Genomic DNA, 18,397 nt, shown 5'->3' with positions numbered 1-18,397 from the left:
GTGGCGCCAGTGCGCATATTATACATCGACGATGACGAAGGGATCCGACGCCTCGTCGCGCGCGGGCTCACTCGCAAGGGTTATGAGGTGAGCCTGGCTTCGAGTGGCAGTGAAGGGCTGGCGCTGGTTGCCTGCGACAATTTCGACCTCGTTGCAGTCGATCATTACATGCCAGGAATGGACGGGCTCCAGACGCTCGAGGCGCTGCGCGCGCTGCCTGCCTGCCCGCCGGTCGTGTATGTGACCGGATCGGAGGAAAGCCGCATCGCCGTGGCAGCGCTCAAATCGGGGGCCGACGATTATGTCGTGAAGTCGGTGGGCGAGGATTTTTTCAACCTCCTTGCGAGCAGCTTCGACCAGGTCCTTGAGCGCGCGCAGCTTCGGCATGACCGCGAGCGGGCAGAGGCCGATCTCAGGGTGAGCAACGCCCGCCTCGAAGCTCTCCTCAAGGAGGTGAACCACCGCGTCGCCAACAATCTCCAGATGGTGATGTCGTTCATCGCGCTACAGTCGCGCGCGCTCAGTGACGCTGGCGCGCGCGAAGCGCTCCAGCAAACGCAGCAGCGCATCGCGACGATCGCGCATGTGAACCGACGGCTCTACACAAGCGACGATGTGGAATATGTTGCGATCGACGAGTATCTTGAAGGACTTGCTGCCGATCTTGCCACCACTTGGTCAACGGGCGACGCTATCCGCAGCGTTCGCGCCGAAGCGCCGCGGCTGAAAATCTCGACGGACAAGGCCGTCGCGCTGGGGATGATCGTCAACGAGTGGGTCAGCAATGCCTGCAAATACGCCTATGATGGCAGCACCGGCGAAGTCCGCATCTTGCTTTCGATCCACGAGATGACGCTCGAGCTCGCGGTCGAGGATGATGGCGTGGGTTGGCCCCAAGGCGGCGCGGTGCGCGGCACCGGATTGGGAACCCGTCTTATCTCTGCGCTCGCACGCCCGCACCATGCGGACATTCGCTACGAGAAAATGCACCCCGAGCGCCACGCGCCCGGAACGCGAGCGGTTGCGAAACTGCCTTTGGCACGCACCGACCTCGCCCCCATGCAGGCATGCACCAACGGGGCATGATGCTGCCAGCGCAGGGCGTTGTTCCCAATGTCCGGCCATGGTGGCGCGGGCAAAAGTTACGGCGCGGCGATGCGTGCCTGCCAATTCAGGCATGGCCGGGCGCCGGATAGGCCCAGGTGGCCCAGCCACGCGGCGCAAAGGGCTTCCATTGGCCTTCGGTTTGGGCCAGCCGATCGGCCACCGCGAAGATCACGCTGGGATTGACCCCAAGGCCGCAATGGCTGCCAAAGACTTCAATATTCTCCCGCTGCGCGCCAGGCGTCTCGCGGCAGACCTGCCACGCACAAACGCCGTCGGATCGGCTGTATAGCGCCGACGAGGGTATGGGACACGGCGCCGCCAGTTCCGCAAGCAAGGCACGGTTGGCGCGATCGTTCCGCGCCGTGCCGCTGACGATCTCGAAAATTTCGCCGGCATTGGTCGCCCTGCCCTTATCCATGATAGGCGACCCCAGCGTGATCACCTGACGAACCTGGGCTGGCAAGCGCCGGGCGAGCAGACGCGCATAGAGCCCGCCAAGGCTCCAGCCGACCAGACTCACCTTGCGCCCGGTTTCTTCAGCCAGCACCTCCACTCGCGCCTGAAGGCGTTCGCCGCGCGAACCTATCGCGCGCGGTCCGCGGTTGCGCCCGAGACCCCAGCCACGAGCGTCAAAGCCGAGCCTGGTAAGGATAGCGCGAAGCGCAGCGGTCGACCGGTCTCCGGCAAGCAGGCCGGGTAGAACCAGCACGGGGTGTCCGTCGCCGCGTGCCGCACTGCGCAGAAGGCCCGGGATGCTCGCAGCGAGCAGGCCGAATTCCGACACGGCCCGCGGCAGCTCGGCCGCGGCGATCCAGGGCGATGGCGGAAGGGGCGTTGCCGCACCTGCGGCGTTCATTCTTGCATGGGTCATGGCCCGACAAAGCGCCGACGAGGGGCATTGTTGCCCCAAATTGATCGAGGTTAATCCGAATTTCCGGATCGTGAAAACCATATTGCCGACCGCAGTTCCCGAAGATCCGCGCGATATCGCGGCGCGCACGTCAGAGTGGAACGTCCGTCGTCATCGCGAATTGAACGAGGAGCATCAAAGGAGAAGATCATGGCTGTACGACCCTATTGGAAGGGCCAGATCAGGCTGGCGCTGGTCTCGATTCCAGTCGAAATCTATAGCGCCACGAAAAGCGGCGCCACCATCGCGTTCAACCAGATCCACGAACCATCGGGCAAGCGCATCAAATATGAAAAGGTCGTTCCCGGCATCGGCCCGGTCGATGTCGACGAAATCGTCAAGGGCTATGAATATGCCAAGGGCGAATATGTCATTCTGGACGAAGACGAGATTGAGGGGGTCAAGCTGGAAAGCAAGAAGACGCTCGAGCTCACCCAGTTCGTCGAGGCGCATGACATCGACGCCATCTATTTCGAAAAGCCCTATTATGTCGTGCCTGCCGACGAGCTTGCCGAAGAGGCATTCATCGTCCTTCGCGAGGCGCTGCGTCGCAGCCGAAAGGTCGGGTTGGGGCAACTCGCGATGCGCGGCCGTGAATATGTCGTCAGCATCAAGCCGTGCGGGCGCGGTCTCGTCATGGAAACGCTGCGCTACGCCGATGAGGTGAACAAGGCTGCAAGCTATTTTCGTGATATCGCAGAAGGCGACCCCGATGAAGATTTGCTCGATCTCGCGACCACCTTGATCGACAAGAAGACCGGCAAATTCGATGCCAGCGATTTCCACGATCGTTATGTCGAGGCGCTGCGCGACCTCATCGAACGCAAGAAGAAGGGCAAGACGCTCAACATCGAGAGCGAGGGCGGCAGCAGCGAGACCCAAGGCTCCAACGTCATCGATTTGATGGCAGCACTCAAGAAATCGGTTGGCGGTCGAGGCGCTACCAAATCGAGCGCCGGCACCAAGAAAAGCGCGGTCAAGACCCCAGCCAAAAAGGCCGCAAAAACGCCCGCTCGCAAGCGCGCGTGATCGGGTTGGTCGATGCGGCGCGGCGGGACATTGTCAGGCGTTCGGTCCGAAGCCCCGGCGCTCGGGATCGCGGCGAAATCTGAAGCGATTCCTGACCCGCTCGTGGAAAAATGCTCCTGCAGACCCGGCCCGGCAAAAGGCCTCGAACAGCGTCTCGGGTACGCCGTCGTAAATATATTTGCCGCTATCATAAAACGCGATGGAAAGGGTCCGGGCGGCGGCATCATAGGCAATTCGATCGATTGTCGAAGATTGGCTGAACCGATGCACGCGCATGCAGTTCAAGCGCTTGGATCGCATGATCGTTCCTGTCGCCAATGCCGCCTACTCCCGGTTCGCGCCGCCTTGCCCGAAGCGGCGCAGGCGTTGCGCGCTTCGGGACGCTGAGCGGTGATAACCACCGCAACGGTTGATCAGTTACGCGCGATGGCCGAACATCGCGGGCTGAAGCTTTTGCGATCGCGCAAACGCAAACCGGGGGTCGGAGATTTCGGCAAATTCGGCCTTACCGATGCAAAGGGCGAGGCCTTGCTCGGGATCGGCAAGGAAGGGCTTACCGCCACTGCGCAGGAGGTCGAAGACTATCTTCGCGGTCGCGCGCTTGGCACCTGGAAACTCTCCGCCGAGACCACCTCCCCTGCCCCACCGGCAAAGAAGAAAAAGCCCATTATAGCGAGCGAGGGACCGTCAGTAGTGCGGCGCCGGGTCCGAACGCCAGCGCGGGCTGGGGCCACCAAGACGAAAGCGCGGCTGCGCGCCGAAAACCCTGCCAAGCCCCCTAGGCCGCCCGTCAAGCCGGTGCTACGTATCGTTGCCGACGAAGACGCCAAGATCGGACCTGCTCCCGACTGGCAAATTCGCCCCGCAACGGTCGCCGATGCCGCGGCGCTTGCAGGGCTGCTGCGCCACATCTCTGGCGCCCGGATCGAACGCGGCGACATCGCCGCCAATATCGCATCGCTCAAACGGACACAGGGCGGGCTTGTCGTCGCCGATCGCGACGGCGTCATCGGTTGCTGCGCCTGGACGATTGTGCCCACGATCCACCGCGGCCTGCTGGGACGGCTCACGCTGCTTTTGGTCGACAAGCCGCACCGGCGCAGCGGGGTCGCGACGGCGATGATGGAGACCGCGCTGGAAGCGCTCGCAAGAGCGGGATGCGGCGCAGTCGAGGCGATGAGCGACATCATGATCGACAACGCCCATAACTTCTTCCGAACACGAGGTTATGACCAAAAAAGCTATCGGTTCGTGCGCTCGCTTGCGGACTGATATCGGAACGCCGCTTCGGTGACAGCCGATCGCGCAGGATCATTGCCGTCGCGCCTGGCCCGAAAGGCCAATCAGCAATCCTGATGCGCGGCTATGGCGGCGAGACAGGTCGGCGCGCGCGACCCTGACCCTGCTGACACCTGCCAATCGCCGCGCCGCGGCTCGACTCCGCAAGACTGCTATCGACGGATATTTCCGAGCATCTGTTCGAGTTCACCAAATCGACGGGTCAGATATGTCCGCTCATCTGCACCGTATCCGCCGTTCGTATAAGCAGCGTCGAGCCTTGCCAGATCACCGAGCTGCGCCCGAATCTGGACCGCGTCATTTCGGTTGATGCCGCCATTGCGTTCCAACGCCGCCAATCGTGTTTCCAACTGACCCCAGCGACCGCTGTTCCCATCATTGCCATAAGCGCCACCGAGGCGATCGATGATGGCATTGTAGCGCGCCCAAAGATCGGCCTGCTCGCGTGCATCGAACCCGCCGCGCTGATACCGCGCCTCAAGTTGAGCCAAAGAGCGCCAATCGCTGCGCAGCCGCGTGGCTTCTGCCTGCGTAATGCTTCGGTTCCGCAGTCCGCTCGTTAGCCGCTGTTCGAAATCGGCGTTGCGGGTCGACAACATCTGCCACCGTCCCTCGTCTGCATAGCCGCCTTGACCGGTGTTCTGGCCAGCAATCCGCTGCGTCAATGCCCGATATCGCATCCGCAAATCGCTGCGCTGCTGCTGGGACATATTGCCGTTGGCCGAATATTGCGCTTCCAGGCGCACGATCTCATTATACTCACGGCGCATCTGCTCTGCTTCGCTGCGGCTGAGCGAGCCGTCGCGCACAGCGGTATCGATGCGCTGTTCCAACGTCGCGCGGCGCTGGGCAAAAGGTCGGCGACCTTGGTTCCAGTCCGATTCCAAGGTCTGTTCGCTGGCCTGTTCGCTGTTGCCAAACACGGACCCGAGCAACTGCTCGAGAATATTCGGCTGCGGTTGGGTCTGTTGCTGTGCCAAAGCGGTGCCAGAGAAAAGCAAAGTGCTTGTCGCAGCGATCAGGAGGCATTTGATGTTCATGGCGGGGACCTTCATTCGAGGAGCGATCGGTTCACGAGCGGATCGGCGATCTCGTGAACGACGCCGACGCTTCATATTGCTATGGAACGCGCTGGAGATGCGCCGGTTGCCCGCGTCCCAAGAAAGACCGTGACATCGCTTGTTCGCGCTGCGTCATGGAGGCAGCGGTCTGATTGCGGGCGCACAAAGGCTTCTGCCGCATCGGCCTGTTCCGGATCGCCTGCCATCATCGGCCACCTCTTGTGTCTGCGGACATTAAGGCAAGATCTTGGCCGCATTACTGCCGCCACTGCCCTTGACCGCGCCGACGGACGCACTGGCGTCCGACCGGCGAGTTGGACATTCACGATTGCGGCATGAGATCGGGCGGAGGCTAGCGCGCCTGACGCGCGCCATCCTTCCAGACGAAGGCGTTCAAGCATTATCCTGCCATATTGGACAAGTTTCAAATGAAACCATCTTGCGCCGTGCGTTGGTGTGGCTATGCTGAGGACGCATCGGGCCAAGAGGCGCGCGGTGCCGGGCTTGAGAACCCGCTTGAACAACGAACTTCCATAGCCATCCTGCCGGGTGGCCGCTGCGTATGTCCAAGCCCCCGGGCCAAAGGCGGCGGCGCATATTCAAGTATGTTCTCGACACCCGGCTGGCACGGCGCCGAATGGCGCGCCCGGCGACCGCGCGGTCATCATGCGCGACATTTCCGACCGCAGGCGCTGGAGGATGAGCTGCGATCGATGGCGATGCGCGACGGGCTCACCGGCCTCGCCAACCGCCGCGCGTTCGACGAAGCGCTGGAAAGCCAGTGGCAGCGCACATCGGCCGCAAAGTCCCAAATATCGCTGCTGCTGATCGACATCGATCATTTCAAAGAGTTCAATGACGCCCACGGCCACCAAGTCGGCGACGACTGCCTGCGCAGCGTCGGAGCAGCGTTGCAATCCTCGCTCACTGGTTCGGGCGGACTGCTCGCCCGGTATGGCGGCGATGAGCTGGCGATTGTGCTCGGCGATGCTGACAGCCGCAGCGCCGCACTGACGTCCGAGAGCGCCCGGGCGGCCGTCGAAGCCTTGGAAATTCCGCACGGCGCAACGACAAGTGGCGTGGTCACGATAAGCATAGGGGCGGCGACCGCATTCGCCCGCGACGGCGGATCGGTAGCGATGCCGCACGCGCTTCTGGCATCCGCCGACCGGGCTCTATACATGGCGAAGGAAGCAGGCCGAAACTGTTGCCGCACGACATTGATCTTCGCCAAAACTGCGACATGATAAGATGGTATCAATGGGTGTCGACCGCTGCTCTTTCGACGCTCCTGCGCCGGCTGCTAGTTCAGGATAGTCACGCGGAGTCTGCATATCAAAATTCACATGTTGCAGGATGGTCTCAGTGCCACGGATGATCAAAAAGTCCGACTTTCCGTCCAAGATCTGCGCGAGCTGCGGCCGACCATTCTCATGGCGAAAAAAATGGGCGCGGGACTGGGATAAGGTGAAATTTTGTTCGGATCGCTGCCGGTCAGCCAAGAACGTGAATTTCTGACGAGGATTGCGTTCTAGGGACGGGTATTTGCACCCGCTCCCGCGCCGATCAAAAAGGGGAGGTAGCTAACCGAACCGTGCTTTCCTGTCATTTAGGGAGCAGACCGCTCTCCACCGTCGAAAAATGCAGCCCCGCGCAATGCCCAGGCCACAAGCTTGGTATTGTCATTACTTTCAGCAGCTTCGAGTAGCGCGCCAGCGAGGACGTCCAATGGCAGATCACCCGCACCGGTAGCCACCACGACATCGCCCACCAGCTTGTTTTTCCGCATGGTCAGTTCCGGCAGCTTTCTCGGTCCGAACCGGGCAATCGTCACGACGTTATCTTCTCGGTCCACAACAATCGCCCTTCTCATCAACACGGGGTGGCTCGTGTGAAGCAGTGTCCAGCGTCCCCCCCGCTCTTGAAGCAATTGAATGAGTTAATCGTTGTTCCCCGCCAATACCGTAAAAACACCGGGGTCTGCGTTGGCGACAGGGCCAATCTCAATCGCCGAAACCTTCCCATTGTTCAGATCTCAGCCATCGCTGTAGGGTCTCGGATGTGAGCGCGAACTCCTGCAGCGCGCCTCAGCCAGCCAAGGATGCTGGCTGAGGCGGGCGCAATTATCGGTTCATCGTGTGGATGCGGACAACCGCTTGGGTCCGGGCGTCGATCTGGTAGATCTGGCGTCCGTCCGAACGATAATAGGACTGGTTGGTGTCGCGATAACGGTCGCGATACTCATAGGGTACGCCGTAAAGGTCCGACGGGGCGCGCTGGCCGACTTGCAGGGTCGCCTCGTTGCGGCCCAGCACATTGTCGATCAAGCCGCCAATGCCGCCGCGCTGTGGCGGCTGGCGGTCATCATCGTCCCGGTCGTTATCATTCCAGCGGCCATCGGTGCCATAGCCCCGCCCGTCATAGCGATCGTCATAGCGATCATCGTCGCGATCGTTCTGGCGGTCCCAATTATCATAGCGCCCGTTCGCGCCGCCATCGGCGCGGCGGACATCCTGGCGCAGTTCGCGCAGCCGCCTTTGCAGGTCCTGCCGCTCCTGGTTGGTCAGGCCGCCGCGGCTGTACTGTCGCTCCAGCTGCGTCAAGGAACGCAGGTCGGCGCGCAGCGAGACGGCCTCCTGACGGCTGATCGCGCCTGATTGCACGCCCGCCTGGATCCGCACGCGCATCTGTTCGATCCGCGGTGCCATGTTTGCACCGGCGCGGTCGTCATCGCGGTCGTTGTTGCCGCGGTTCTGGTAGCCGTCGCTCGGATATTGTGCGGCGGCGGGGCTTGCGATGGCCGCGGCGGATACCGCCAGGCTCACGAGTAGCGTCTTCATCGGCTTTCTCCTGTCAGCCCCCCGGCGTTCCGCCCCAAAGCGCTTCGCCCGGTGTCGCGTTGCTGAATGGCGGCCTCACGCGATGTTCACGCACGAACCGGAAAAAATGAGAGGGTGGCGAGAGTTTGCCCGGCGAGGCAGCCTTCGCCCGCCCCGCACGTAGTGACCGCACACTCCTCGCGCGAAAGACCATGCATGACCGAGATTATCGCGCCGCGAAGCGGCACGGCCTTCCCCCTGCTCCGCGGCGAAACGCTGCGCGTGATCGATCCCGAGGGCGGACAGGTCAGCGACATGCTGGCCTTCATGCGCGGCGACGTTCGCGAGGTTGTGTCGAACGGGCGGACGTTCGACTACGAGGAAACGATCCGGCTGACGACCGGCAACCGGCTGTGGTCGAACCGGTCCAATCCCATGCTCGAGATTGTCGAGGACCATGTCGGGACGCATGATTTCCTGCTGACCCCGTGCAGTGAAGCGACCTTTCGCCATTTCTACAAGGACAAGCCCGTCCATCGCGGCTGTTTCGGCAATCTGGCCGAGGCGCTGGCACCCTATGGCATCGCCGAGGACGATATTCCCGTCGCGTTTAACATCTTCATGCACGTTCCGGTCGATAATGCGGGCAAGGTCAAGGTGCTGCCGCCGCCGACCGCGCCCGGCGATTTCATTCGGTTCCGCGCGCTCGACGACCTGATCATCGGGCTCACCGCCTGTTCGGCCTATGACAGTTGCGGCGGGACGTTCAAACCGATCCATTATGAAATCGAACGCTAGCCGAAGTTTGCGTTGAACCGCGGATGGCGCGCATCCTTTAGCCGACGCAATCGTTGAACAAGCCTCAACCGAGAGGACCAGCGCTTGAAAATTCCAATCTATCTAGCCGGGGCGCTGCTGCTCGCCGGCTGCAATGCCTCACCCGACAAAAATACGGACGAAACGCGCGCGGCGGCACCGGCGAATACCGATGGCGATAGTCTGATATTCGCGGATGCCGAACCGGGCGCGATTGCCTTCGACGAAACCCCCATCCTGCGCGCGCAGGTCATCCTCGACCATCTCGGTTTTTCGCCCGGCGTCATCGATGGCAAGGAAGGCGCGTCCTATGCCGCAGCGTTGCGCGGTTTTCAGCAGGCCAATGACATTGCCGACACGGGCAAGCTCGACACCGTGACGGAGCAGGCGTTGCAGCGGTGGCGGCAGGTTCCCGCGACGCGGGTTGTCATCATTCCGGCAGGCTTTGCCAAAGGGCCGTTCGTCCCGGCCTTTCTGAAAGACGCGGCCGAACAGGCCAAATTGCCCGCGCTCGGCTATCGCAATTTGACCGAGGCGCTGGCCGAGCGCTTTCACACCACGCCCGAAACCCTCGTCGCGCTGAACAGCGCATCGACGCTGGTGGGAGCGGACCGCCCGTTCCGCGTCCCCAACATCGCCGATATCGACCAATCGACGCTAGGCGAGGATTCGCGCGGCTGGAACGGAACGCTCGAACGCCTCGGCGTTGCGCCCAAACAACCGGCCGCGGCCAAGGTCGTCGTCGACAAATCCGAAGGCGTGCTGAAGGTGTTCGACGCCAGCGACAAGCTGATCGCGCAATTCCCCGCCACGATGGGAAGCAGCCGCGATCCGCTGCCGATCGGAACGTGGAGAATCCAGGGCGTGAGCCGCAATCCCGATTTTCATTACAACCCTAAATTATTCTGGGACGTGAGCGACAGCAAAGAGGCGGCGCTGCTACAGCCCGGACCGAACAGCCCCGTCGGGGTGGCATGGATCGACATCAATAAGCCGCATTATGGCATCCATGGCACCAGCGAGCCACACACCATCGGCCGCGCCGAAAGCCATGGCTGCGTTCGGCTGACCAACTGGGATGCGGCGCGACTGGCGCAGATGGTGAAACCCGGCACGCCTGCGATTTTCCAGAACTGACGGTCAGAGGTCTGTCAGCGTCGCGATGCCCCTCACCCCTTTGCTGCCGGTCGCTTCGCCCCCAAACGCCGCACATTGGTCGCGACCTGGCGGTGGACCGGCGCGAGGCTCGCCGCGCCGATCCTGGCGGTCGCCTCGATTGATTGCAGCATCAGCGTGGCGCTGCGTTCGCCAAGGTCGGCGATCTCGGCCGGCGTCGGTAGTCGGCCTCGCATCGCCATGGTGCCAAGGTGCTGGAAATGCTTCATCCACGCCGTCTGACTGTCCCACCAGATCGTCGCCGCAGCTGATCCTGCGCGTGACAGCGTGTCGATCTTTTCGGGGATCATCCGGCCAAGCTCGGCATGATCCGCCGTCCACGGCGATTGCATCGCCTCACCAATAATCGCGCCGCGCGCCGCGACGACCTTGTTGGCGCCGCCAAAAGTTTCGGCAGCGCGGACACTCGTAGTGCGCATCGATGCGCCCGCCGCGAGCATCCGGTTCCATTGGGCAAAGGCGTCAAACATTAGCCGTCGCCTGCTGGCGTTCGGCGGTTGCGGCGGCGTCGATCAGGCTTTGCCCGGTTTCCGCGGCAGCCTCGGGCGTCATCGTCGTTGCCACCCCGTCCGGCCCGTCGAGGAACACGAGCCCGCCTTCGGCAGTCGCGATACCCGGCTGAGTTTCGGGTTGGAGCTCGTCGGTCGGATCTCTCATCATTTTGGCCTTTGCACGGAGGGGAGCTGGCTATCGTCGTCGATATACAGGTAGGCGGGGTCGAATTGCGCGCGCTTGGCGAGTCCGGCGGGGTCGAGGATTTCGACCAGCGACGAGCGGAACAGGCAAAGCTGCTCCTCGCGCAACTGCCGCATCACGCGGTTCACATGGACGGTTGTCAGCCCGCAGATTTCGGCGAGGTCGGCCTGCGTCAGCGCGAGCGCGAAACGGCGGCCGTCGCTAAGGCCCGCCGAAAAAAGCCGCGCGTTGGTTTCGCACAGAAAATGCGCGACGCGCCCCGTGGCATCGAGGCGGCCGAGCCGAAACAGCCACGCGCGGTGGATCGCCGCGTCGAGCAGGGTCGCAAACCACAGCTTGCGGATCAGCTGCGGCATTTCCTCTGCGATCGCCTCGATCTCGGCGTGCGGGACGGTCGCGACCGTCGCGGTCGTCAGCGTCGCGACATCATGGTCGAGCACCTTGAGCGGAAAGGCGTGGAGATCGAGAAAGTCGCCGGGAAAATGGATCGCCACAAGCTGACGCAGCCCGTTCCGGTCGTCGAGATAGCGCGACATGATGCCTTCGAGCAGCAAGGTGCTGTTGGTGAGCGGTTCGCCGGCGCGCGCGACGATATTGCGCGGGCCAAAGGTCTTGACCTCACTGATGGCGGCCTCGATCCGTGCGCGCTCGTCCGCCTCGAGGCTCGCACCGCGTTTGTCTCTCAAAAAGCGTTCGGTAAACATGTCGTACGATCCCTGCGACCAGGTTCGCGATGGATCAGCGATCACCCGGTGCCACGGTCCTAACGAGCGACATCGCCTGCTGTTGCATGGCAGGCGCGGTTAAACGCATGATGCAGGTTAGTTTCCGTCAGCGGCGAAGCGGCGCTTTTTCCGCCAGATCGTTGCGAATGGTCGTTGCCGCCACGCCGCCCCCGCCCATCGCATGGCTGATCTGGTCGAGCCCGAGCACGACGTCGCCAGCAGCATAGAGGCCGGGGACGTTAGTGCGCTGGTGCGTATCGACCTTCAGGCAACCCGCTTCGGACATCACGGCGCCCAATGGTGCGGCCAGCTCGGAACAGACGTCGGAACCCAAAGCCGGATAGAGGCTATCGAAAGACAGCCGGTCGCCATTGACCCGCAGCACGATGGCGTCGTCCGCCAACGCGATGGCCCGGCAGCTGCCAACCACCTTGATACCGGCGTCACGCAATCGCCCATAATGAGCATCGTCCAGTTCGTGGCCACCTTCGGGTGCGACCAGCGTGATGTCGGCGGTGTAGCTGCGCAGAAACAGGGCCTCATCGCAGCCCCGATCGCCGGTGCCGAGCACCGCGATCCGGCGGTCGGTGACCTCATATCCATCGCAGATCGGACAATAGCGCAGCCGGCCGTCATTTAACGCCTGTTGATGCGCAGCGTCGTCCAGCATCGCGGGACGCCGGTTGACCACGCCCGTCGCGAGCAGGACAGACCGCGCAGCAATGGCGGACCCTTCCATTGTCGCAACGAAATCGTCGCCGTTGCGCACGATGCTGTCGACCCGGCCTTCACGCAAATCAGCACGATAAAGGCGCGCCTGCTCGCGCATTCGCATCAGCAGGTCGTTTCCCGATATCCCGTCGGGAAATCCGGCGTGATTGCGAGTCAGCGGGATCAGGCTGGCGCGGCTCTGCCCCGCATCCACAACCGCTACCGACAAGTGAAATCGCGCCAGATAGATGGCCGCGGTCAACCCCGCCGGCCCGCCGCCGATGACCAGGCAATCCAGCGACGATGGCGCGGCGTGCGGCACTTCTATTGTCCAGCCACCGCGAAACGCGTCGGCGACGGCGATCGCGAGCAGGCACCGGACACGGTTTCGGTCACGTTGAGGCTACGCAAATCTGGAAACATTGCTTGCCCCTTCCCTTCCGGCGCAAAGGCACCGCTTCGACCGGCGAATGGACAAGCCCAATCGGCCCCAACAACGCGGCCCGAATATTGCCGCGCTTCCGACACGCTGCCGTGCCGCGCCAGCATTGGGTTGACGTTACCCGCCAGCGCCACATCGCGCGCAATGATTGTACTGCGCATCTTGTCATACACGCCGCTGGCCCGCAACTGGACGAACTGGTCGTGCAGGTTGAAGATCAGCGCCGGACGCTCGAAGCGTCTTGCCGGTCGGCTGGCCTGCGGATGCAGGCCGACGACAAAAAACGCCTCGCCGCCAAAGCTCAACGAAAAATGCGGGTCGCCAGGATCGGCGCTGACGCGCGGGTCGGCGCGCTGTCCGTGAAAATCATCTTTGTCGGTCAGCGATTCCAGCCGCGCCCAGAGGCATCGCTCAAATGCCTCTTCGTCCAGCGCATTATCGGTTTCGAACAGCACCGCGAGCGAGTGGAACAGCGTCGGCTCGCGCGCATAGCTGGACGCCAGATCGAGCAGATTGGGATAGATGCGCAGATCGTCCCACGCCGAACACATATCGCGGCCGACGACAATCCGCATCTGTTCTTTCGCAAGCGCCGACTTGGCACCGACGCAAGGAAACGCCGGATCGCGAATGAACGCCTGAAAGCGCTGGGCCAGCGGGTGGCTGGAGTCATCGACGGGGTAAAGCATGGGCGAGTAACCGTTGGCAGAGTGTCCGGTTGCGACAGATTAACCTGGATTGCATCGATTTGTCCGAGCCGGTCGGTTGCCTGCCGACCAATCGGTCCAAGTTGATCGAGGTTAACGCGAATAGCGCCGCGACCCGGCAACTTTCGCAACGCGGCCCCGTTGATCGTCCGAAAAGGAACGATCTCATGACCAACACGACACCCTCGACGGCTACCAAAGGCAAAAGCGGATATTTCGGCAAGTTTGTCGGCGCCGCCGTGCTCAGCGGCCTCTTCTGGTTCACCCGCGACCGCAAGTCCGGCGCATCGACCCAGGATTCGCATTCGGCTGCTTTCGCCGATCGCGAAACCGACCCCGAGAATTTCGACCAGACGCGCTCGGCCGGTCCCGCCGGAATGCGCGATGCGCCCCGCCGCGACTGGGACCGCGTCGATGAAGCGGCGGACGAATCCTTTCCCGCCAGCGATCCGCCCGCTTACTGACGTCTCGGCGCCCGCACTCCTGTGCGCGGCGAAGGCGCGCTCCGTGACAATTGATCGTATGAAGCGTCTGTAACGCTTCAGCGGTCGCTTCCCACAAGGCGGCCTGCGCCTCATCCCCCTCGACCGCGGCCTGTGCTGCATTGGCGCGCGCATAGGCCTCGGCCGCCTCTCCATGCTCGTCCTCTGCGGCAAGGACGGTCTGCCATATCAGTGCTTTGTCGATCGTCATTGGCAGCCCCTTGCGATGCCGTATCTTAACGCAAACGCCCCTTCCCCGGCGCGAATTCGTCTTGATCCATGTTAGGCCGCGGAGATGCTGGCGCGCCAATGATGCCGGGATGGACTGCCTCCCTGCCACGCTTTGCAACCGCCGCATCCAGCGCGCGTTGCAAATTTGTGACAACGCCATCACCATTCCGCCGCGCCGCATTCCGTATTCGCTGTCTTACCCGCTCCATCATCAGGACGAGATAATTGGAACTGCTCGACCCCGACCTGTTCTGGCCGATCATCGGCGCGATTGTGGCCAGCGCCCTAATCGGCGCCGAACGCGAATATCGGGCCAGTCCCGCCGGGCTGCGCACGCATATTCTGGTGGGACTGTCCTGCTGTCTGTTGATGCTTTCGGCGGTGCATCAGATGGCGTGGCTCAACGACGCCCCGGTCGAGGTGGTCCGCATCGATCCGGTGCGCATGGCGCACGGCATTCTGACCGGCATTGGCTTTCTGTGCGGCGGGGTGATCTTTCGCGAAGGGTTCAACGTCCGCGGGCTCACCACCGCCGCTTCGCTGTGGATGACCGCGACGCTGGGCATATTGTTCGGTATCGGCTTTTACGAGCTGGCAATCTTTGCGGCGACCGCGACGGTGCTGGTGCTGGCCGCCGTCACGATCACCGACCGGCGCGCTCCGCAGCAACGCATCGTGCATCTAAAGGTCCGCTATCGCCGGTCAAAGGCCGTTGCGCTGGGCGACTTCGCCACGCTGCTCGCCGACCACAAGCTCCGATCCATCACCATCGACCAGTCGATGAACGACGATGTCGTGGAATATGGCGCCATCGCCCACGGCTACAGCGAAGGCCGCGCCGAGCAACTGGCCGCGAGCCTGTCAGTTGATCCCAATGTCACCGGCTTTGAAATCCGCCCCCAACAGGCCTGAATGGACGATCAACCCTTCTTTGCATTGAGTAGCTATCATGTCGGTATGGCGCTGATCGGCGCCGGGATTATCGCGGCCTTTTGGCTGCCCCGCTTTCTGTCGGGGCGCGAACCGGCGGCCTCGGCACTGCTCATCCTGTTCGGGATCGCGATCTACCTGATATTGCCCGATGTCGCTAAAGGGCTCGATCCCAGGGACGCTCCGAAATTCTGGGAGCTGGCCAGCGAGCTTGCGGTCATCGTCGCGCTGTTCGGAACGGGTATCCGCATCGACGACCTGTCGAACTATCGCCGTTGGCGCCCGACAATCCGGCTGCTGGCAATTGCGATGCCACTGACGATCGCCGCGGTGGCGTTCATGGGTCTGGCCTTTGCCGGCATGACGCTGGCGGGCGCAATCCTGCTCGGCGCGGTGCTCGCACCGACCGACCCCGTGCTCGCCGGCGAAGTCCAGGTCGGGCCGCCCACCGAAGGCGAGGAACAGCCGGTACGCTTTGCGCTGACCACCGAGGCCGGGCTGAACGACGGACTGGCTTTCCCGTTCGTCTATCTCGGCCTGCTCGTCGGCACCACCGGCTTTTCCGCCGCGATGCTGGGCGAGTGGCTGCTGGTTGACGTCGTCTATCGCATCCTGGTCGGCTGCATCGGCGGCGCGGTGGTCGGATGGCTGCTCGCGCGCATCCTGTTCGTCATCCCGCAGGGCAATGTCCTTGCCGACACCGCCTCGGGCGTGCTGGCGATCGCGGGGGTGCTGCTCTGCTATGGTGCGACCGAACTGGTCGAAGGCTATGGCTTCATCGCCTGCTTTGTCGCCGGGATCGTGCTGCGCCGGTTCGAGGCGAGCCATGAATTCCACGGCAAGCTCCACAGCTTCAACGAAGCGATCGAGCTCGCGCTCACCGCGCTGCTGCTGATACTGATCGGCGGCACCTTTCCGCTGCTGTTCGGTGAGCTCGACTGGGCCCATGCGGGCATTGCTATCGGCCTGCTGTTTATCGTGCGCCCGCTCGCCGGGTGGCTCAGCATGGTCGACGCTGACCTGCCCTCGCAGGACCGGCTGGTCGTCGCCTTCTATGGTGTGCGCGGGATCGGGTCGATCTACTATCTCGCCTATGCGACCAGCCATCTCGAGCTGGTCAACGAAGGGCAATTATGGGCAACGATCGCGCTGACTATCCTGTTGTCGACCGTCGTTCATGGCTTCACCGCAGGGCCGGTCGTCCATCACATCATTCTTCGCCAGCGCTGCGTTAGCGGCTAAAGCCTAATCGCCGCCATTGGCCGATTGCTGACTGACTGCTTTTGGCGACCAAACAAAGAGAGCGGACGTTCCGCGACACGTCAGAGCGCTCGCTCTCAGGCGCTTCAGATGTTCACGTTAGACTTCGATTCCTTCCGCCAACGTCAGCGCATCTTCCACATCAACGCCGAGGTATCGAACAGTGTTCTCGATTTTGGTGTGGCCAAGCAGAATTTGCACCGCCCGCAGATTGCCCGTCGCCTTGCAAATGATTGATGCCTTTGCTCTGCGTAACGAATATGGACCGTAGTCCTCGCTTCGGAGGCCAACTGCCTTGATCCATTCATCTACAAGGCGCGAATACTGCCGCGTGCTCATGTGAGCAGAATGGTCGACGCGACTGGGTAAGTATAATGGTCGATCGGTCCACCGCGCCGCTCGCGCCAAGCGAGTAGGCTCCCGCGAGCATCCGACGCGATTTCGAATTTTGACCTACCTATAGTCGTTCTCCTTTGGCCAAAATGGGCAAAAGGGAAAACGCTCATGTAAAGCCGGTGGCCGATGGGTAACGGTCAGCGAATGGAGGCTGGATGGAGAAAATTGTCGCCGCCAAGCGACAAGGCTAGAACGCAACTTTGCGCTGCAAATTGCGAGTTGTCTGGTTCTTGTGTCCCCCTTGGCTGATCGCCGCAATTATAGCTTTCCGCGGACCCGATCGAATTGCGCTGCGACATGACGGGCATAGGGGCGACCACAATCGCGGATGATCAGATTATCGGCCTCCCAGCCGATCAGACCCCGATCTTCGAGAGCAGCCATCGCGATATGCGTAGCCTCACACATCGGCGCGTGGATGCGCGCCCGACCGCTGCAAAGCAGGTCACGAATGATTGCGCCGCGATCGCGTTCGTTCGCGTCAATCGACACCCCGCGCGTCGCGGTCAGCCGACCTTCGGCGATCAGGTCGCGGTAATGCCCCGCGCGCTTTTCATTCTGGACAATCAGATCCGGAAACTTGCTGATCGCGCTGGCGCCAAAGCCGAGCAGAATGGGCGCGTCGTCGTCGGTAAAGCCCTGGAAATTGCGGTTCACCCGCCCTTCGCTTGCGGCGATGGCCAGCGGATCGGCGGGCAGCGCAAAATGATCGAAGCCGATGGGGATATAGCCTGCTGCGGTCAGACGATCGAAGCCCAGCTCGGCCTGTTCGAAGCGGAGTTTGTGATCGGGCAGATTGCTGGCGTCGATCCGTCGCTGGCGGGGGATCATCGCGGGTAGATGCGCATAGCCGAACAGCGCAACGCGGCTCGGCGCGAGGCGGATCGTTTCGTCGAGGGTGGCGTCGAGGTCAGCCAGGCTCTGCCCGGGCAGGCCGTACATCAGGTCGAAATTGATCGCGTCGATGCCGCGCAGGCGTAGGCTGGCCATCGCATTTTCGATATCGGCGAGCGGCTGAACGCGCCCGATCGCCTGCTGGATCTGCGGCGCAAAGGTCTGCACGCCCAGACTGACACGTTTGACGGAGGACGCAGCTAGGACGCGCGCCCAATCGACGGAAAAGCCGCGCGGGTCGATCTCGATCGAAATGTCGGGGTCGCTGACGTCGAAGACGGTCAGGATGCGGTCGAGCAGGCGCACAAAATCGACCGGCGCGATGGCGTTGGGACTGCCGCCGCCGAACGCGATGCGCTGCACGCGCGCGCGGCCCCCGATGCGCTTGGCGACCATGGCTATTTCGGAGCGCAGCGCCGTCAGATAGTCGCTCAGGCGCTGGGTGCGGTTCGCGGCGCCGGTGTTGCAGCCGCAATACCAGCAAATCTGGTCGCAAAACGGGATATGGATGTACAGCGAGACAGGGGTCGCGGATTCTATCCGTTCGAGCGCCGCGGCATAATCGTCGGCACCGACATCATCGCCGAATTCGAGCGCAGTCGGATAGCTGGTATAGCGCGGCACCGGCGTTGCCAGCAGGTCGGGATAATAGCTCCACATGGTGACGGATTAGGCGGGGGCTGGCGCGGTCGCATTGACCCAGATC

21 protein-coding genes and 1 pseudogene are annotated in these 18,397 nt (G+C 62.6%); 10 read left to right on the top strand and 12 right to left on the bottom strand.

Features of this window, described 5'->3' with window-relative positions; all coding sequences use genetic code 11:
• The gene (locus tag B4F07_RS03125; protein WP_293704521.1) at positions 1-1,086 is read left to right on the top strand and encodes a response regulator; all 1,086 of its coding nucleotides are present in this window, start codon (positions 1-3) and stop codon (positions 1,084-1,086) included.
• A gap of 85 nt (positions 1,087-1,171) precedes the next feature.
• Here B4F07_RS03125 and B4F07_RS03120 read toward each other — a convergent pair whose 3' ends face one another.
• Positions 1,172-2,059, bottom strand: coding sequence for an esterase/lipase family protein (locus B4F07_RS03120; protein ID WP_293699845.1), 888 nt, complete (start codon positions 2,057-2,059; stop codon positions 1,172-1,174).
• A 108-nt stretch (positions 2,060-2,167) separates the two neighbouring features.
• On the opposite strand from B4F07_RS03120, the gene B4F07_RS03115 reads away from it, so the two are divergent.
• Positions 2,168-3,046 carry a Ku protein gene (locus B4F07_RS03115; protein ID WP_293699848.1) on the top strand — a complete coding sequence of 293 codons (879 nt, stop codon included), beginning with the start codon at positions 2,168-2,170 and terminating at the stop codon, positions 3,044-3,046.
• Positions 3,047-3,079: 33 nt separating this feature from the next.
• On the opposite strand, the gene B4F07_RS03110 is transcribed toward B4F07_RS03115, so the two are convergent.
• A complete protein-coding gene (locus tag B4F07_RS03110; RefSeq protein WP_293699850.1) occupies positions 3,080-3,346 on the bottom strand; it encodes a KTSC domain-containing protein in 267 nt (88 codons plus the stop codon).
• A gap of 90 nt (positions 3,347-3,436) precedes the next feature.
• On the opposite strand from B4F07_RS03110, the gene B4F07_RS03105 reads away from it, so the two are divergent.
• Positions 3,437-4,318: a GNAT family N-acetyltransferase gene (locus B4F07_RS03105; protein ID WP_293699852.1), complete on the top strand. Its 882-nt coding sequence runs from the start codon at positions 3,437-3,439 to the stop codon at positions 4,316-4,318.
• 179 nt (positions 4,319-4,497) lie between these two features.
• On the opposite strand, the gene B4F07_RS03100 is transcribed toward B4F07_RS03105, so the two are convergent.
• Positions 4,498-5,385, bottom strand: a complete 888-nt coding sequence (locus B4F07_RS03100; protein ID WP_293704520.1) for a hypothetical protein — start codon at positions 5,383-5,385, stop codon at positions 4,498-4,500.
• Positions 5,386-6,119: 734 nt separating this feature from the next.
• On the opposite strand from B4F07_RS03100, the gene B4F07_RS03095 reads away from it, so the two are divergent.
• A complete protein-coding gene (locus B4F07_RS03095) occupies positions 6,120-6,653 on the top strand; it encodes a diguanylate cyclase (protein WP_293699858.1) in 534 nt (177 codons plus the stop codon).
• Positions 6,654-6,762: 109 nt separating this feature from the next.
• Positions 6,763-6,924, top strand: a complete 162-nt coding sequence (locus B4F07_RS03090) for a DUF2256 domain-containing protein (protein ID WP_414711746.1) — start codon at positions 6,763-6,765, stop codon at positions 6,922-6,924.
• Positions 6,925-7,015: 91 nt separating this feature from the next.
• Here the strand turns inward: B4F07_RS03090 and B4F07_RS03085 are convergent, their stop codons facing one another.
• Together B4F07_RS03085 and B4F07_RS03080 are read right to left on the bottom strand one after the other, a co-directional pair.
• Positions 7,016-7,261, bottom strand: coding sequence for a conjugal transfer protein TraD (locus B4F07_RS03085; RefSeq protein WP_293699864.1), 246 nt, complete (start codon positions 7,259-7,261; stop codon positions 7,016-7,018).
• 268 nt (positions 7,262-7,529) lie between these two features.
• Positions 7,530-8,246 carry a hypothetical protein gene (locus tag B4F07_RS03080; protein ID WP_293699867.1) on the bottom strand — a complete coding sequence of 239 codons (717 nt, stop codon included), beginning with the start codon at positions 8,244-8,246 and terminating at the stop codon, positions 7,530-7,532.
• Between the two features lie 195 nt (positions 8,247-8,441).
• On the opposite strand from B4F07_RS03080, the gene B4F07_RS03075 reads away from it, so the two are divergent.
• Together B4F07_RS03075 and B4F07_RS03070 are read left to right on the top strand one after the other, a co-directional pair.
• Positions 8,442-9,023, top strand: a complete 582-nt coding sequence (locus tag B4F07_RS03075; protein WP_293699870.1) for an urea carboxylase-associated family protein — start codon at positions 8,442-8,444, stop codon at positions 9,021-9,023.
• Positions 9,024-9,113: 90 nt separating this feature from the next.
• Positions 9,114-10,178, top strand: a complete 1,065-nt coding sequence (locus B4F07_RS03070; protein WP_414711694.1) for a L,D-transpeptidase family protein — start codon at positions 9,114-9,116, stop codon at positions 10,176-10,178.
• Positions 10,179-10,210: 32 nt separating this feature from the next.
• Here the strand turns inward: B4F07_RS03070 and B4F07_RS03065 are convergent, their stop codons facing one another.
• The 5 genes from B4F07_RS03065 to gntA form a co-directional block, all read right to left on the bottom strand.
• Positions 10,211-10,687, bottom strand: a complete 477-nt coding sequence (locus B4F07_RS03065) for a hypothetical protein (protein ID WP_293699876.1) — start codon at positions 10,685-10,687, stop codon at positions 10,211-10,213.
• On the bottom strand, positions 10,680-10,877 hold the full coding sequence (locus B4F07_RS03060) for a hypothetical protein (RefSeq protein WP_293699879.1): 198 nt from the start codon (positions 10,875-10,877) through the stop codon (positions 10,680-10,682). The genes B4F07_RS03065 and B4F07_RS03060 overlap by 8 nt, the downstream gene beginning before the upstream one ends.
• Positions 10,874-11,617, bottom strand: a complete 744-nt coding sequence (locus tag B4F07_RS03055; protein ID WP_293699881.1) for a Crp/Fnr family transcriptional regulator — start codon at positions 11,615-11,617, stop codon at positions 10,874-10,876. The genes B4F07_RS03060 and B4F07_RS03055 overlap by 4 nt, the downstream gene beginning before the upstream one ends.
• A gap of 127 nt (positions 11,618-11,744) precedes the next feature.
• Positions 11,745-12,671 (bottom strand): NAD(P)/FAD-dependent oxidoreductase, encoded by a 927-nt coding sequence (locus B4F07_RS03050; RefSeq protein WP_293699883.1) that lies wholly within the window; start codon positions 12,669-12,671, stop codon positions 11,745-11,747.
• Between the two features lie 2 nt (positions 12,672-12,673).
• A complete protein-coding gene (gene gntA, locus B4F07_RS03045) occupies positions 12,674-13,480 on the bottom strand; it encodes a guanitoxin biosynthesis heme-dependent pre-guanitoxin N-hydroxylase GntA (protein ID WP_293699886.1) in 807 nt (268 codons plus the stop codon).
• A gap of 185 nt (positions 13,481-13,665) precedes the next feature.
• Here gntA and B4F07_RS03040 point away from each other — a divergent pair, with 185 nt between their 5' ends.
• From B4F07_RS03040 to B4F07_RS03030, 3 genes are all read left to right on the top strand, one after another.
• Positions 13,666-13,962: a hypothetical protein gene (locus B4F07_RS03040; RefSeq protein WP_293699889.1), complete on the top strand. Its 297-nt coding sequence runs from the start codon at positions 13,666-13,668 to the stop codon at positions 13,960-13,962.
• A 474-nt stretch (positions 13,963-14,436) separates the two neighbouring features.
• Positions 14,437-15,123: an MgtC/SapB family protein gene (locus B4F07_RS03035; protein ID WP_293699892.1), complete on the top strand. Its 687-nt coding sequence runs from the start codon at positions 14,437-14,439 to the stop codon at positions 15,121-15,123.
• Positions 15,124-16,383 carry a cation:proton antiporter gene (locus B4F07_RS03030; RefSeq protein ID WP_293699894.1) on the top strand — a complete coding sequence of 420 codons (1,260 nt, stop codon included), beginning with the start codon at positions 15,124-15,126 and terminating at the stop codon, positions 16,381-16,383. It abuts the gene before it with no gap.
• A 117-nt stretch (positions 16,384-16,500) separates the two neighbouring features.
• Here the strand turns inward: B4F07_RS03030 and B4F07_RS03025 are convergent.
• Positions 16,501-16,850: pseudogene (locus B4F07_RS03025) on the bottom strand (tyrosine-type recombinase/integrase); the annotation flags it as partial.
• Positions 16,851-17,055: 205 nt separating this feature from the next.
• Positions 17,056-18,351 (bottom strand): oxygen-independent coproporphyrinogen III oxidase, encoded by a 1,296-nt coding sequence (gene hemN, locus B4F07_RS03020; RefSeq protein WP_293699897.1) that lies wholly within the window; start codon positions 18,349-18,351, stop codon positions 17,056-17,058.
• Between the last annotated feature and the right edge of the window lie 46 nt (positions 18,352-18,397).

Source organism: Sphingopyxis sp. UBA6723 (genome assembly GCF_002454115.1).
Taxonomy (GTDB): Bacteria; Pseudomonadota; Alphaproteobacteria; order Sphingomonadales; family Sphingomonadaceae; genus Sphingopyxis.
The sequence above is the reverse complement of the archived record's forward strand: the minus strand, read 5'-3'. Positions and strand labels throughout refer to the sequence as shown.